The organism is Streptococcus oralis (assembly GCF_002386345.1).
Classification (GTDB): domain Bacteria; phylum Bacillota; class Bacilli; order Lactobacillales; family Streptococcaceae; genus Streptococcus; species Streptococcus oralis_S.
This window is the reverse complement of record NZ_CP023507.1, coordinates 1,686,992-1,702,539: the sequence shown is the minus strand read 5'-3', so window position 1 is coordinate 1,702,539 and position 15,548 is coordinate 1,686,992. Positions and strand designations below refer to the sequence as shown.

16 protein-coding genes are annotated in these 15,548 nt (G+C 42.7%); all 16 read left to right on the top strand.

What is annotated here, in order from left to right; translation table 11 throughout:
- Positions 1-19: 19 nt before the first annotated feature.
- The 16 genes from CO686_RS08355 (at position 20) to rpsJ (ending at position 15,418) form a co-directional block, all read left to right on the top strand.
- A complete protein-coding gene (locus tag CO686_RS08355) occupies positions 20-475 on the top strand; it encodes an SP_0198 family lipoprotein (protein WP_000853132.1) in 456 nt (151 codons plus the stop codon).
- A 184-nt stretch (positions 476-659) separates the two neighbouring features.
- Positions 660-1,811, top strand: a complete 1,152-nt coding sequence (locus tag CO686_RS08350) for an iron-containing alcohol dehydrogenase (RefSeq protein ID WP_000190391.1) — start codon at positions 660-662, stop codon at positions 1,809-1,811.
- Positions 1,812-1,915: 104 nt separating this feature from the next.
- Positions 1,916-3,184, top strand: coding sequence for a glycosyltransferase (locus CO686_RS08345; RefSeq protein WP_049550232.1), 1,269 nt, complete (start codon positions 1,916-1,918; stop codon positions 3,182-3,184).
- A 3-nt stretch (positions 3,185-3,187) separates the two neighbouring features.
- Positions 3,188-4,168: an NAD-dependent epimerase/dehydratase family protein gene (locus tag CO686_RS08340; protein WP_049500472.1), complete on the top strand. Its 981-nt coding sequence runs from the start codon at positions 3,188-3,190 to the stop codon at positions 4,166-4,168.
- Positions 4,143-4,958 (top strand): MBL fold metallo-hydrolase, encoded by an 816-nt coding sequence (locus tag CO686_RS08335; protein ID WP_049500470.1) that lies wholly within the window; start codon positions 4,143-4,145, stop codon positions 4,956-4,958. Before CO686_RS08340 ends, CO686_RS08335 begins: the two co-directional genes overlap by 26 nt.
- A complete protein-coding gene (locus CO686_RS08330) occupies positions 4,936-6,198 on the top strand; it encodes a F390 synthetase-related protein (protein WP_049500468.1) in 1,263 nt (420 codons plus the stop codon). Before CO686_RS08335 ends, CO686_RS08330 begins: the two co-directional genes overlap by 23 nt.
- A gap of 14 nt (positions 6,199-6,212) precedes the next feature.
- Entirely contained in the window at positions 6,213-7,157 is a 945-nt protein-coding gene (locus CO686_RS08325; RefSeq protein ID WP_049500466.1) for a 3-oxoacyl-[acyl-carrier-protein] synthase III C-terminal domain-containing protein, read from the top strand.
- A 135-nt stretch (positions 7,158-7,292) separates the two neighbouring features.
- Positions 7,293-8,825 carry a cardiolipin synthase gene (cls, locus tag CO686_RS08320; RefSeq protein WP_049500464.1) on the top strand — a complete coding sequence of 511 codons (1,533 nt, stop codon included), beginning with the start codon at positions 7,293-7,295 and terminating at the stop codon, positions 8,823-8,825.
- A 73-nt stretch (positions 8,826-8,898) separates the two neighbouring features.
- Positions 8,899-9,042: a hypothetical protein gene (locus tag CO686_RS10355; RefSeq protein WP_162837939.1), complete on the top strand. Its 144-nt coding sequence runs from the start codon at positions 8,899-8,901 to the stop codon at positions 9,040-9,042.
- Between the two features lie 35 nt (positions 9,043-9,077).
- A complete protein-coding gene (locus CO686_RS08315) occupies positions 9,078-10,595 on the top strand; it encodes a damage-inducible protein CinA (RefSeq protein ID WP_065371526.1) in 1,518 nt (505 codons plus the stop codon).
- A 120-nt stretch (positions 10,596-10,715) separates the two neighbouring features.
- On the top strand, positions 10,716-12,923 hold the full coding sequence (gene nrdD, locus CO686_RS08310) for an anaerobic ribonucleoside-triphosphate reductase (RefSeq protein WP_049520569.1): 2,208 nt from the start codon (positions 10,716-10,718) through the stop codon (positions 12,921-12,923).
- An 11-nt stretch (positions 12,924-12,934) separates the two neighbouring features.
- Positions 12,935-13,075: a hypothetical protein gene (locus tag CO686_RS08305; protein WP_000521627.1), complete on the top strand. Its 141-nt coding sequence runs from the start codon at positions 12,935-12,937 to the stop codon at positions 13,073-13,075.
- Between the two features lie 44 nt (positions 13,076-13,119).
- Complete coding sequence (locus tag CO686_RS08300; RefSeq protein ID WP_065371528.1) at positions 13,120-13,620, top strand: GNAT family N-acetyltransferase; 501 nt, start codon at positions 13,120-13,122, stop codon at positions 13,618-13,620.
- Between the two features lie 4 nt (positions 13,621-13,624).
- Positions 13,625-14,221, top strand: coding sequence for an anaerobic ribonucleoside-triphosphate reductase activating protein (gene nrdG, locus CO686_RS08295; protein ID WP_049520530.1), 597 nt, complete (start codon positions 13,625-13,627; stop codon positions 14,219-14,221).
- Entirely contained in the window at positions 14,218-14,844 is a 627-nt protein-coding gene (locus tag CO686_RS08290; protein ID WP_049520529.1) for a uridine kinase family protein, read from the top strand. Before nrdG ends, CO686_RS08290 begins: the two co-directional genes overlap by 4 nt.
- A 265-nt stretch (positions 14,845-15,109) precedes the next feature.
- The gene (gene rpsJ, locus CO686_RS08285; RefSeq protein ID WP_001284513.1) at positions 15,110-15,418 is read left to right on the top strand and encodes a 30S ribosomal protein S10; all 309 of its coding nucleotides are present in this window, start codon (positions 15,110-15,112) and stop codon (positions 15,416-15,418) included.
- Positions 15,419-15,548: the final 130 nt, after the last annotated feature.

The following is a 15,548-nucleotide window of genomic DNA, read 5'->3' as shown; positions in this document are numbered from 1 at the left end:
CAAAAGAAAGGAAATCGCTATGAAAACGAAAACATTCACACTTTCTATTGCTTCCCTAGCAATTCTTAGTCTTTTAGCAGCTTGTGGACCTAAGGCACAAGCCCCTACCCAGCAATCTGCTCAGCAATCATCTACTCAACAAGAATCATCTTCTAGCGCTACGACAAGTGCTAGTCAACCGCAGGCATCCTCAAGTCAGGACACTACTGTAGCTCAACCTACGAATATCGATGGTACCTATACTGGAAAGGATGAGAATGACCAAATCACTCTTGTTGTAACAGGTAAAACTGGTACATGGACTGAGGTCGAGCCAGATGGAGATAAGGAAATCAAGCAAGTCAGCTTTGAGCCAGAAAATCAACGTGTCATTATCGGTGATGATGTCAAAATTTACACGGTTAATGGTAATCAATTGATTATCGATGATATGGACCGAGAGGCATCTGACCGAGAGGTATTAACTAAGCAATAATGATTAAGTAAAAGTTCCAATGAGATGAAAGCTATCTTTTTGGAGCTTTTTTCTTGAAAAAAGGGTTGGGTGTTCTTTACTAACTTTTTACTTAAAACGCTTACAAATGTTTGTAAAACTTCTTATAAGGTCGTATACTTATAGTAAATAATCAATTAGCGCAGAGGCGCAGGAGGAAAAGCATATGGCTACATTTTACGTTCCGGCAGTTAACCTTATCGGTAAAGGTGTTGTAAATGAAGTAGGTCCGTATATCAAGGAATTGGGGTATAAGAAGGCCCTTTTGGTGACAGATAAGTTCATCGAAGGCAGTGATATTTTACCTAAGGTCCTAAAACCATTAGATGCTGAAGGGGTCGAATATGTGATTTTTAGCGATGTGGAGCCAAATCCGACTTGCAAGAATGTCACAGATGGAGTGGCTGCCCTGAAAGAGCATGGATGTGACTTCATCATCAGTCTTGGAGGAGGATCTCCTCAGGATGCGGCTAGCTGTATCTCTATCATCGCTACAAATGGTGGAAAACCACAGGACTACGAAGGTCTTCACAAGTCTGCTAAAAAAGGCTTGCCAGTGGTTGCAATCAATACAACAGCTGGAACTTCTGCAGAAATCACTATTAACTATGTTATTACTGACGAAGAGCGCAAGGTCAAGATGGTAATGGTTGATAAGAACAGCCTCGCCCTCATCTCTGTCAATGATCCAGAACTCATGCTTTCAAAGCCGAAAGGATTGACAGCAGCGACAGGTATGGATGCTCTTACTCACGCTGTCGAAGCCTTGGTAACACCAGGTGCTTATAATGTGACCAAGAAACTTTCTATCGGAGCGATTGAACTCATCAAGGAGTATCTTCCTCGTGCTGTGGCAAATGGCCAAGATATTGAAGCGCGTGAGGGTATGGTCAATGCCATCTTCCTCGGTGGTATGAGCTTTAACAATGCTGGTTTGGGTTATGTTCATTCTATGGCTCACCAACTCGGTGCGGTATATAACTTGCCACATGGTGTCTGCTGTGCCATGCTTCTCCCAGTTGTAGAACGTGAAAATGCCAAGCGTGTACCAGAAGCTTTCCGCAATGTGGCCAAGGCCTTGGGACTCCATGTTGAAGGGAAAACAGACCAAGAATGTGCTGACTATGCTATCGCTGAGATTGAGAAACTTTCTGAAACTGTTGGTATTCCGAAGAAACTCACTGAACTCGGTATCCAAGAAAAAGACTTTGACTTTGACTACCTTTCTAAGAATGCTTTGATTGATGCATGTGCGCCAGGCAATCCATTTATGCCAACTTTAGAAGAAACCATTGCTCTCTACAAAGAACTTTTTTAAAGACTAAGTAGAGTGGAAGGAACTTATTCTTCAAAATATAAATAATATTGGAAAGAACTATCATTTTGGTAGTTCTTTTTTTTAAAATTTGCTATCCTAGACATATGAGAAAAATCAAAATTGATGTGGTTGTAGTACCCTTAAGTGGGCATCTCTTCCCAACACTGAATTTACTTGCACCCTTGTTGAAGGATCCCTTGTATGAGATTCGATTATTTACAGGACCGCAACGAAAAACTGTAGCAGAGGAGATGGGATTCCGAGTGATTTCCATTTTAGAAAATTGTGTAGATGAGTTTGAGCGTGTAGCCAACAATGAAGGTCAATTAAACCTGTTTTCTGCTTATCGACAGTTGTCAGCTAGTCTTGATTTGATCAATGTGGTTTCAGATCAATTAGTGCAAGAGTGGCAGGAAAATAGACCGGATATTGTGATTGCGGACTTTATAACCCTCTCTGGAGGACTTGTTGCGGAACAGTTGAATATTCCCTGGATTACCACGATGGCGACACAGTTTGCCATTGAAACGACAGATGGACCGCCTTGTTTCTTTGGAGGATTGGGCAGTCCAAAAACATCTTTCCAATCTGGTCTGCAATGGCTAGGAAGAAAAGGGACTCGTTTAGGGAAACGAATCGTAAGCTTTTTATTGAGAGAACGATTGAAACGTTACGATTTTAAACTTTACAATCAGAAAGGTCAGGAAACCATCTATTCACCCTATTCCATCTTGGGAATTGGGATGAAAGAGTTGGAGCTGAAAAGTGGTTTTCCAGAGCACTACCTTTGGGTGGGACCTTTTGGCTCTTCGATTGAGAGGGCAGAAAATTATCCCCTCGATTTGTCTCCTTATGCAGGTTATAAGAAGGTCCTTGTCTCCTGTGGCACTCAGCTAGCATGGGCCAAAGACAATCTCCTCTGTCAGACACAACAATTGGCAGAAGCACATCCAGATTGCCACTTCTTTGTGACTCTGGGGTTTGGCGGACAAGACTTCCAATGTGAAGAGCTCATGGACAATGTTTCTGTGGTATCCTATCTTCCCTATAAGGAGTACATTCCTCAGATGGATTATGTGATTCATCATGGTGGTGCGGGTATTTTTTACCAGTGTATCATCTATGGTAAGCCTGCCTTGATTCTCCCCCATGACTATGATCAGTATGACTATGCAGTTCGTGGATTAGAGGCAGGGATTGCTTTGACTGCTAAACGAGAGGATACGGAAGCGATTGGACGCGCCTTTGATGAGTTGTTGGCTAGAGATGACTGGGCAGACTTGAACAAACTTAGTCGTGCAGCTCAAATCTATCAGCCAACAGAGATTCTGAAGAGCGAAATACATCGGCTCTTAGGGGACAAGGAGAAGTAAAAAATGAAGAAAGTATTGGTAACAGGTGCTACGGGCTTTCTAGGCAAGTATGTTGTTGAAGAGCTCAGTCAGCAGGGCTATCAGGTACGCGCTTTTGGACGCAATCGCAAGGTGGGTCAGTCTTTAGAGAACTCCTCTGTGGCATTTTTTCAGGGAGATTTGACCAAGCAAGAGGATTTAGCTCGGGCTTGTCAGGGGATGGACATGGTTGTGCATGCGGGTGCTCTTTCTACCGTTTGGGGTGCTTGGGAGGATTTCTACCAGACAAATGTCTTAGGGACCAAGTATGTTCTGGATGCTTGCCGAGAGGCTGGTATTCAGCGTTTGGTTTATGTGTCCTCGCCTAGCATCTATGCTGCGCCTCGAGATCAGCTAGCTATCAAAGAAAGTGCTGCGCCTCAGGAAAATAATCTGAACAACTACATTCGTAGTAAGCTGGCTTCGGAGAAGCTGTTTAAGGATTATCCCGATGTTCCGAGTATTATTTTACGACCTCGTGGGCTTTTTGGGATTGGGGATACCAGTATTTTGCCCCGAGTTCTCAAACTCAGTCAGAAGATTGGCATTCCCTTAATAGGAGACGGTCGTCAGCTTATGGATATGACCTGTGTGGAAAATGTCGCTCTGGCAATTCGCTTGGCACTAGAGACTCCTCAAGCTAGTGGCGAAGTTTATAATATTACCAATGGGGAATCAAGAACCTTTAAGGATTTGATTGAAGAAACCTTGAGAGAGTTGGGTTATCCAATAACATACAGAAAAGTGCCAGCTCCTCTTCTTTCAGTTATTGCTAGTAGTTTAGAGTTTCTGTATAAGGTCTTGAAACTCAAAGGTGAACCGCCTCTGACACGCTATACCTATTATCTGCTCCGTTATAGTCAGACGCTGGACATCAGCAAGGCGGAGCGAGACTTGGAGTATCGCCCTCAAATCAGTATTTCGGAAGGGATTGAACAATATGTCCAAGATTATCGAAAGCATTGATTATTTCCCAGCAGGCTACTGTACCAGCTACACAGGTTTGCTATTTAAGGGAGTCAAGAATCAAAAGATGACCTTTCCAGCAGGTGTTTTTCTTATCAAACACAGGGACAAGGGCTATCTCCTCTATGACACAGGCTATCATTACGATATTAAGACCCGGCTTCGCTATGGTTTCTATCGGCTAGGAACGCCCGTTCAAATGACGGAGAAGGACCAAATTTCACGTTTACTGGAAGCGAAGGGAATCAAACCAGAAGAAATTAACTATGTTCTTCTATCACACCTACATCCAGATCATCTGGGAGGAGCTAGTTTCTTTCCTCATGCAACCTTTATCTTGACAAAAGAAGTATATGAAGTCTACCAAAAACCCAAATTGAAAGACTTGATTTTCAAGGAGTTTTTACCTGCTTCTTTTGAGAAAAATCTAACCATTATCAGAGCTGACCAGCAAGTTTCAACTTTTCCCTATCGTCCAATTTGTGATCTTTTTGGAGATGGCAGTATCCTAGTAGCCTCTGTTGACGGGCATGCTAGGGGGCAAGCCTGTCTATATTTTCCAGACCTTAATCTCCTCATTGCAGCGGACCTCTGTTGGGGGATTGATCTCTTACCTTACACCAAGCAGATGCACCTGATTCCTTCCTTTGTTCAGGATAATAAGTCTGACTATATCAGGGGGACAGAGTTTCTGGAGGAAGTCTTAAAGGACGGTATCGAGGTAGTTGTTAGCCATGATCCTGTAGAAAGGATAGAGTCAATCTTACATGAAAAAAATAACCTTTCTTAAAACCTTTATCCAAACTCGATGGCTTCATCATTTCAAATCTCGAGAAGCTGTAGAAAACTATCAGAAAAAGCAATTAACTAACTATATAGACTTTTTAAAGCGAGAGTCGCCCTACTTTAAAAATGGAGTTCCTAGCAACTTTGACCATATGGACAAGGCTTTTATGATGGAACATTTCAATGAGCTCAACACCCAAGGAGTGGATCGTGATGAAGCCTTATCCTTAGCTATTGAAAGTGAGAAGACCCGTGACTTCACTGAACTTAAAGGGGAAGTAGCCGTCGGTCTGTCTTCAGGGACGTCTGGACATCGGGGGCTCTTTATCACAACAGAGAAAGAGCGAAGTATGTGGGCTGCGGCTATCTTGGCAAAGATGTTGCCCAAGGGGCAGCTTTTTGGACACCGCATCGCCTTTTTCCTGAGAGCTGATAATGAACTCTATCAGACCATCAATACAGCGCTCATTCGTCTAGAGTATTTTGATATTTTCAAACATACAGATGAGCATATCGAGCGACTCAACAACTATCAACCAACGATTATTGTGGCGCCAGCCTCGATGTTGATTGAATTGAGCAAGCGTCTTAAGGCTGGAGAGTTAGCCATTCATCCTCAAAAAATCGTTTCGGTGGCGGAAATCTTGGAAGATAGTGATAGAGGACGAATCGCAGAAGCCTTTTCACTATCCATCATTGATCAAGTTTATCAGGCGACTGAAGGTTTCTTAGCCTGCACTTGCTCAGCTGGCAATCTGCATCTCAACGAAGACATTATCTTTGTGGAAAAGCAGTATCTAGATGACCGCCGTTTCTATCCAGTGATTACGGACTTTAAACGAAGCAGTCAGCCTGTTTATCGCTACCAGCTCAATGATATCTTGGTTGAAAATCCGGAGCCTTGTCCCTGTGGCTCCTACTATACACGGATTGACAAGGTCGAAGGACGCTCTGATGATATCTTCTACTTTAAAGGGCAGAATGGCGGGCAGGTAACGATCTATCCAGACTTTATCAGGCGTTGTATCCTCTTTGTGGAGAATGTAGGAGATTACCAAGTTAAGCAACATTCCGAGAAATTAGTGGAAGTTTGTTTAAGCCGAAGAGATGAGGACGTAGAGACAGCAATTTTAGCACAGTTCCAACTCTTGGCCCAGCAAAAAGAGTTCATAGTTCCTCAAATCCAATTTTCAGATTATCACTGGGATATTAGCCGTAAACTCAAACGTATCCAACGTTTATGAAAGGAAGAAAGACAATGACAGAAGTAAAAAGACATGTAGAAATCGCAGGTTATGGCATTTGCCTTCCAAAGCATACAGTTCAATTTAAAGACCAGACCCGTTATCGTGTAGTTGAAAATGAAGAAACGCAACTCGACTTGGCAGAAGGAGCTATCCACCGTGCACTTGAACATGCAAATTTGGATATTAAAGATATCAATTGCCTTGTATCAGCTAGTGCAGTTGGTGTTCAGCCTATTCCTTGTACGGCTGCCTTGATTCATGAGCGCGTGGCAAAAGGACTCTCAATTCCAGCAATGGACATCAATACGACCTGTACCAGCTTTATTTCTGCTCTATCGACTATGTCCCACTTGATTGAGGCGGGCGAATACAATCGTGTCTTGCTTGTGTCTAGTGAGGTTGGTAGTTTAGGGCTCAATCCCAAGCAAAAAGAAAGTTTTGAACTCTTTAGTGATGGGGCAGCAGCCTTTATTTTCCAAAAAAGTCATCAGGAAAAAGGGGTCATTGCTAGTCTCCAACGTACTTGGTCAGAAGGGGCTCACGATACGGAGATTCGTGGAGGTCTGACTTCTTTTCAACCAAAAGAGTACTCTGAAGCGACGAAGACCAACTATATGTTTGACATGAAGGGGAAGAAAATCCTCCTCTTGTCTGCTCGTAAAATCCCAGTCATGTTTGAAGAGTTTCAAGAAAAAACACAGCTAGCCTTGGCAGACGTGGACTATATCATTCCTCACCAAGCAAGTCGTGCTCTTCCTTTGGTCATGGAAAAACTAGGTGTGGCTGAGGATCAGTACCTCAATCTCGTCACTGACTATGGAAATATGGTGTCAGTCTCTGTACCGTTTGGCCTGGCTTATTCTTTGGAGCATGGACTTATCAAGGAGGGAGATGTCGTCTACCTTATGGGGACTGCAGCTGGTATGACGGTCAATATGTTGGCTCTGAAATTGTAATAATCATCTAAACACGGAACGACTGGAACTTGAGCAAAGGTAAACGGTTGCTATCTACCCCTGAACTGAGGTATACTAGTAGAAACATTAGTTTATCAAGCAGTTAAGGAGAATGTTAGAAAAGAAAGGGGATGTATGACAGCTAGAAAAATGCAGCTACTCATGTCCAAATATGGTTTTAGTATTACCATCATGTTGGCAGAGTTGTTTATCGTCTTTGGTTTATTTCTCTATCTAGGGCAAATGGCTCCAATTGTCTGGATTATCCTGGTCATTTTAGTGAGTTTAGCGACCATTGTATCGATTGTCAATCGGTCTATGAATCCTGAGAGTAAGGTAACATGGCTGTTAGTAGCCTTTGTGCCAGTGTTTGGCCCATTGCTCTATATCATGTTTGGAGAGCGTCGTTTATCTAAAAAAGAAATGAAGCAGCTAAAGCAGCTCCAATCAATGGTTGATCGAGAGGACAATAGCAGAGCTCTCCGTTTGGAGTTAAAGGAACAAGACAAATCAGCTTACGGAGTTATCAAATCACTCCTTAGCATGGATACGAATGCCGATGTCTATGATCGAACGGATACACAATTTTTTGCATCTGGGGAAAGTATGTGGCATCAGATGCTAGAGGATCTCAAGAAAGCTGAGAAGTTTATCTTTCTCGAATACTATATCATCGAAGAAGGTTTGATGTGGAATAGTATTTTGGAGATTTTGGAAGAAAAGGCAGCTCAAGGAGTAGAGGTGAAGCTTCTCTATGATGATATTGGTTGTATGGCAACCTTGCCTGGAGATTACACCATCCAGCTTCGTGGTCGAGGGATTGAAGCCCACAAATTTAATAAGGTGATTCCACGTTTGACCGTTGCTTATAACAACCGTGATCACCGTAAAATCATGATTATCGATGGTCAAATTGCCTATACAGGTGGTATCAATCTGGCTGATGAGTATATCAACCATATCGAACGCTTTGGTTATTGGAAGGATAGCGGTATTCGTCTGGATGGACCGGCAGTTAAGGCTTTTACCAGACTCTTTTTATCTGCCTGGTATATCAACCGTGGAGAGATTAGTGATTTTGACCAATACCATCTTGAAAATCAGCCAAAAGATGGGATGGGGCTCTGTATTCCCTATAGTAGTGGACCAAAACCCATCTACAGAGCTCAAGTTGGAAAAACGGTCTACCAAAATCTTATCAATCAAGCTACAGATTACGTCTATATCACGACTCCCTATCTAATTGCTGACTACGATCTAACTGAAAGTATCAAAAATACAGCTCTGAGAGGGGTAGATGTGCGAATTGTGACACCGTGTATCCCAGATAAGAAGGTTATTCAGCTAGTTACTCGAGGGGCTTATCCAGACTTGTTATCTGCAGGAGTTCGTATTTATGAATACAGTCCGGGATTCCTTCATAGCAAGCAAATGCTTGTCGATGGAGAAGTGGCCACCGTGGGAACCATCAATTTTGACTATCGGAGCTTGCTTCACCACTATGAAAATGCCGTCTTACTTTATAGAACGCAGTCTATCATCGCTATTGAAAGGGACTTCGAAGAGATTTTTAAAGTTTCTCAAGAAATTTATCCCCACACCATCAAAACCAGCTGGTATCAAAGCCTGGTCAAGGAAATTGTCCAGTTGTTTGCACCCATGCTTTGACAATCAACCAAGATCTAGCCCAAGGCTGGATCTTTTTTGTTTTCTTACGAATAGATAAGTAAAGGAGAAAACCATGCTTAATCTAGAAGATGATGATTTTGTCAGAGAGTATAGTAACAGTCGATTCCACCGTTTTCGTGAAATCGAACGCTTTGCGTTATTGGATAAGAAATTCAGCAAATATCAATCCCAAGCTGACATTCCTGTAAGATTTTGATATACTAAAACAGATAAACTTAGAGGAGAAATTGAATGAACGTATACGGGAAAATAGATGAGAAACAAGAAGAATCTCATTACCAAGACTGGTCAGTGCCAGAAAAACGAGAAGGAGCTCCCATTCCCTTTTTTAGTATTTTGCTTTGGAGTTTAGTGGCCACAGCCATTTCGGTTGCCCTGCCTTTTATTTTTGGTTTAATCAGTCCGCAACAAAGTCAGGATCTTTATACCGGTTGGGCCTTGCATCAAAATGGTCAAATGTATACAGATTATTTTGGGACGGAGGGATTGCTCTATTATGTGCTAACCTACCTTTTTCAAGGTAGTATTCTGATTGCTTTGGTTGAGTGGTTGGCCTTGTTTGGAGCAGGTGTTTTTCTTTTTAAGGCTGCGAATACTCTTGTCGGCCAAGAAAAGGAAGCGAAGCGAGTTGTCTTTATTTTATACTTGCTTGTAGCTGGACTCGCTTTTGGTGGTGGCTATGCTCTTTTGCTAGCCCTGCCTTTCCTATTTTATTCATTGAGTATCGTTACAAATTATCTCGCTTTTCCAAAGGATGATAAAGGATTTGTACGAGTGGGGATGAGCCTTGCTCTCGCTTTCTTCCTTGCGCCAATCCCAACCGTCTTGTTTGCGGCTGTACTGGCCTTGGGGATTATCGGCTTTAATCTAGCTAAAGGTCACTTTGTTCATGGTCTATATCAGTTCTTTGCGTCAGCCCTAGGATTTTCACTCTTATTCTATCCTTTAGGCTACTATACAGTGTGGACAGGTAGTTTTGGAGATGCTATTAGCCAGACCTTGTATCCGGTAAATACTCTTAGCCTCTTTTCAAATTCGCATTTGCTTGAAAATGCAGCCTTCTATGGTTTGCTTGCTATTGGATTAGGTTCCCTTGGTTTGCTCTTTGCAGGCTTGTTCCAGTCAAAACCAGCCAAGCAATATGCCCTCTCAATTGCTACTAGCTTGGGATTGTTGATTTCTTTAGGAATCTTGATTCTCTCCCAAGAACCTATCAACGGTACTCGTCTTGTGGTGCTAATTCCTTTCTTGGTCTTGCTCCTTCTGACAGGAATCAAGGAAGATGTTTCGGAGGGAGGGAGTCGTCGTAGAAGAAGACGTGAGAAACAAACTTCTTTCTTTAAAGGAAATTTCTATCTACCACTGATTGCCCTTGCTTATCTCATTGTTCTTCCTATTGTGAGTCGTTACCTTTCTCACCCAACGACTTATCAGGAGAGAGACCGTCTTGCTAGCGTGGTCAAACAACAAACGAGTTCTGAGGATCGTGTCTATGCTTGGGATGATCGTCCTGATTTCTACCGTGCAAGTGAACGCTTGGCGCCGACTTCTCTATCAACTCCAACACTTTATACTGCAAGCGATGAAAATAAAACCAAACTGATGAATGACCTGAAAGAGAATCAACCGAAGATGATTGTGGTCAATCAAAAAGTTGCCTTGTGGTCAGATGTAGAGAGCTGGCTCAGTGAAAACTATGAGCTTGTTCAGACAAATACTAGCGAGTTCAAACTTTATAAATCCAAATAACAAAAAATCAATATCTTGTGGAATTTTAAAATTTTTAGGATTTTTAACACAAGATATTGATTTTTATTTTAAGAGTGGTATAATACTTCATAGAACAACATTTTAGAAAAGAGCATGGATATGATTGTATTAGAAGAAAAGCTTGCAACCGTTCCCACCTTGTTCGTTGAAAAACGAGATGGTAGACGAGTGGTGTTTGATGTAGACAAGATTGACAAGGCTCTCCACAAGGCGGCGGAAAAGGTTATGGACGTTACGCCTCTAGTAGAAAAACGCCTAAATGGTCTAGTTGAAAGAATCGTGACTGAAATTCACAGCCGCTTCCCTCAAGGTGTCAAGATTTATGAAATTCAAAATGTCGTAGAGCACGAACTCCTTGAAGCCAAAGAGTATGCACTAGCTGAGGAGTATATCACTTATCGGACACAAAGGGATTTTGAGCGCTCAAAAGCGACAGATATCAACTTTAGTATCCATAAACTTCTCAATAAAGATCAAGCAGTTGTCAATGAAAATGCCAATAAAGACAGCGATGTCTTCAACACCCAGCGTGATTTGACAGCAGGGATTGTTGGGAAGTCGATTGGGCTGCAAATGCTTCCTAAGCACGTAGCTAATGCTCACCAAAAAGGGGATATCCACTATCATGACTTGGACTACAGTCCCTACACTCCTATGACCAACTGCTGTTTGATTGATTTTAAAGGCATGCTAGAAAATGGTTTTAAGATTGGGAATGCAGAGGTAGAGAGTCCCAAGTCTATCCAGACTGCGACAGCTCAAATTTCTCAAATCATCGCTAACGTTGCTTCTAGCCAGTACGGGGGTTGCTCAGCTGACCGTATCGATGAAGTCTTGGCTCCGTATGCGGAGAAGAATTACCAAAAGCACCTCAAGGATGCGGAAGAGTGGGTCTTGCCCGAGAAACGGGAAGATTATGCTTGGAAGAAAACTCAAAAAGACATCTACGATGCCATGCAATCTCTTGAGTATGAAATCAACACCCTCTTCACTTCAAATGGACAAACACCTTTTACTTCACTAGGTTTTGGTCTAGGAACTAGTCGTTTTGAACGGGAAATTCAAAAAGCTATCTTGACCATTCGTATCAAGGGGCTTGGTTCAGAACACCGCACAGCCATCTTCCCAAAACTTATCTTTACGCTTAAAAGAGGCCTTAACTTGGAAGAGGGAACTCCAAACTATGACATCAAACAGTTGGCCCTCGAGTGTGCAACCAAGCGGATGTACCCAGATGTCTTGTCCTATGATAAGATTATTGAACTGACAGGTTCCTTCAAGGTTCCTATGGGTTGTCGCTCCTTCCTCCAAGGATGGAAGGATGAGAATGGCGTAGAGGTCAATTCAGGTCGGATGAATCTAGGTGTTGTGACGGTTAATCTGCCTCGTATCGCCCTCGAGTCTGAAGGAGATCTGAATAAGTTTTGGGAAATCTTCAACGAGAGAATGAACATTGCGGAGGATGCTCTGGTTTATCGTGTCGAACGAACCAAGGAAGCAACACCAGCAAATGCCCCTATCCTTTATCAGTATGGAGCCTTCGGCCGCCGTCTCGGAAAAGAAGAAAGTGTTGACCAACTCTTTAAGAATCGCCGTGCGACAGTTTCGCTGGGCTACATCGGTTTGTACGAAGTGGCTACAGTCTTCTTTGGAAATAGCTGGGAAAGCAATCCTGAAGCCAAGGAATTCACATTGGATATTATTCGCGATATGAAACGTCGTGTGGAAGAGTGGTCTGACCAATATGGTTACCATTTCTCTATCTACTCCACACCGTCTGAAAGTCTGACAGATCGCTTCTGTCGCTTAGACACAGAGAAGTTCGGTTCTATTCCTGACATCACGGATAAGGAATACTACACCAACTCGTTCCACTACGATGTCCGGAAAAATCCAACGCCGTTTGAAAAATTAGACTTTGAGAAAGTTTATCCAGAAGCAGGTGCGTCAGGTGGTTTCATCCATTATTGTGAGTATCCAGTTCTTCAACAAAATCCTAAAGCCTTGGAAGCTGTTTGGGACTATGCCTATGACCGTGTCGGCTATCTAGGGACCAATACTCCGATTGATCGTTGCTACAAGTGTGACTTTGAAGGGGATTTTGAACCAACTGAGCGAGGCTTTGCTTGTCCCAACTGTGGCAATAGCGACCCTAAAACAGTAGATGTGGTCAAACGTACGTGTGGTTATCTGGGAAATCCTCAAGCGCGTCCGATGGTTAATGGACGCCACAAGGAAATCGCTGCGCGTGTCAAACACATGAACGGTTCAACTATTAAAACAGCCGGACATGAAGTAACAAATTAGAAGGAAACGCAATGGGGAAATACCAATTAGACGATAAGGGACGCGCACAAGTGACCCGTTATCACGAGAAACACTCGAAAGGTGGGACAGGTAAAAAAGAACGCTTGCTCAACCTCAGAGAACAGTTTTTAAACAAGAGCAAGAAAAAATAAAAGTGAGAGTCTGCTCTCACTTTTCTCTTAGGTGGGATGGGAATATGGAACTACGCAGACCGATATTGGCAGATAAAGAAACAGTTTTAGAGATGATGGCAGAGTTTGAACAGACTCAATCAGCCCACGATGGCGGGTTTTGGGATGCTGAGAATTTTGTTTATGAAGAGTGGCTAGAAGAAAATCTTCAAGCGGAAGCGGGACTCAATATTCCTGAAAACTGGGTTCCTGCTATCCAGCTGATTAGTTTTGACGTAGCAGGCCAGGCTCTTGGCTTTCTCAACCTTCGTCTCCGATTAAATGACTACTTACTAGAAAATGGTGGCCATATCGGCTATTCCGTTCGCCCCTCTGAAAGAGGCAAAGGTTATGCCAAAGAAGCTCTCCGACAAGGCTTACAAGTCGCCAAGGAAAAGAACATCAAAAAAGCACTTGTGACCTGTAGTACGGAAAATCCTGCTAGTAGGGCGGTGATTGTGGCAAATGGAGGACTCTTTGAGGATGTTCGCAATGGCGTAGAACGTTACTGGATAGATTTGGAGTAAAAGGATGACATGGAATACACCAAAACCAGGTGAATGGAAAAGTGAGGAGCTTAGTAAAGGGCGAATCATTGATTACAAGGCTTTTAACTTTGTCGATGGAGAAGGTGTGCGCAACTCTCTCTATGTATCAGGTTGCATGTTTCACTGCGAGGGGTGCTATAATGTTGCGACTTGGTCTTTCAACGCAGGCATTCCCTATACGGCAGAATTAGAAGAACAAATCATGGTAGACCTTGCCCAGCCCTATGTTCAAGGATTGACCTTGCTGGGGGGAGAACCTTTTCTTAATACAGGTATCCTCTTACCTCTCGTTAAGCGAATTCGAAAGGAATTGCCAGACAAAGACATCTGGTCCTGGACGGGCTACACTTGGGAAGAAATGATGCTGGAGACTCCAGACAAATTGGAACTCTTGTCGCTGATTGACATCCTTGTCGATGGACGGTATGATAAAAGCAAGCGCAATCTTATGCTCCAGTTTCGAGGGTCTTCTAATCAACGAATTATCGATGTGCAAAAATCTCTCAAACAAGGTCAAATAGTGATTTGGGACAAACTTAATGACGGAAAAGAAAGCTATGAGCAGGTGAAGAGAGAATGAAGAAAAAAGACCTGATAGAACAACTGGTTTCAGAGATCGAAACGGGAAGAATTAGGACGCTAGGGATCTACGGTCATGGGGCTTCAGGTAAATCAACCTTCGCTCAGGAATTACATCAAGCCCTAGATTCCACTACAGTAAATTTACTAGAAACAGATCCCTATATCACTTCAGAACGTCACCTGGTAGTACCAAAGCAAGCACCAGATCAAAAGGTGACAGCTTGTCTGCCTGTAGCACATGAACTGGCAAGTTTACAGAGAGATATTCTCGCCTTGCAGGCAGGTATGGATGTCTTAACAATCGATGAACCGTGGAAGGCTAGCGAGGTCTTGTCTGGAGCCAAACCAATTCTGATTGTTGAAGGGATGTCTGTGGGATTTCTACCCAAGGAACTCTTTGACAAAACTATCTGTTTCTACACGGATGAGGAGACCGAATTAAAGAGGCGCTTAGCTCGAGATACGACTATGAGAAATCGGGATGCATCTTTTGTATTGGCTAGCCATCAGATGAGACGGGAGCAGTATCTGCGATACTATAGAGAAAACGAGTCTAAAGCGGACATTTTAGTAGATCAATCAGAAGATACATTCAAGGTCAAAATGACACACATTATATAGAAGAAAAGACGGTTTTTTATAGATATAAATCCGTAATCTTGGAAAGATGAAAAGAGAAAACAGTTTCATCTTAAAAAAACGAAAAAAAGCTCACAAATCCCTTGCAATCGTAGGGGCTTTGTGTTATTCTATTATGGTGCTGTAAATTACAGCCTTAGCTTTGATGCAAGAGGTTGCGACACGCTCGGTTGCATTGCCACGCAACGCGCGTCGGTTTTCTTGTGGAGCTAGCCTATTATCTTAAATAGACGAAAAGGAGAAAAAGATGGCAAACAAAAAAATCCGTATCCGTTTGAAAGCTTACGAACACCGTACGCTTGACACAGCGGCTGCAAAAATCGTAGAATCAGCTACTCGTACAGGTGCACAAGTTGCGGGTCCAATCCCACTTCCAACTGAGCGTAGCCTCTACACAATCATTCGTGCGACTCACAAATACAAAGACTCTCGCGAACAATTTGAAATGCGTACACACAAACGTTTGATCGATATCGTTAACCCAACTCAAAAAACAGTTGATGCGTTGATGAAATTGGATCTTCCAAGTGGTGTAAACGTAGAAATCAAACTTTAATCTAAAATATAAAAGAGCAGAGGCTGGTGTTTCAATTTAATTGAACACGGGCTAAACTCGGTGTGAAAAAGATAAACTTCCTAGTGTCTGTTAGACACTGCGTCAGTTTCCTATTTTCACTTTGAGTTTG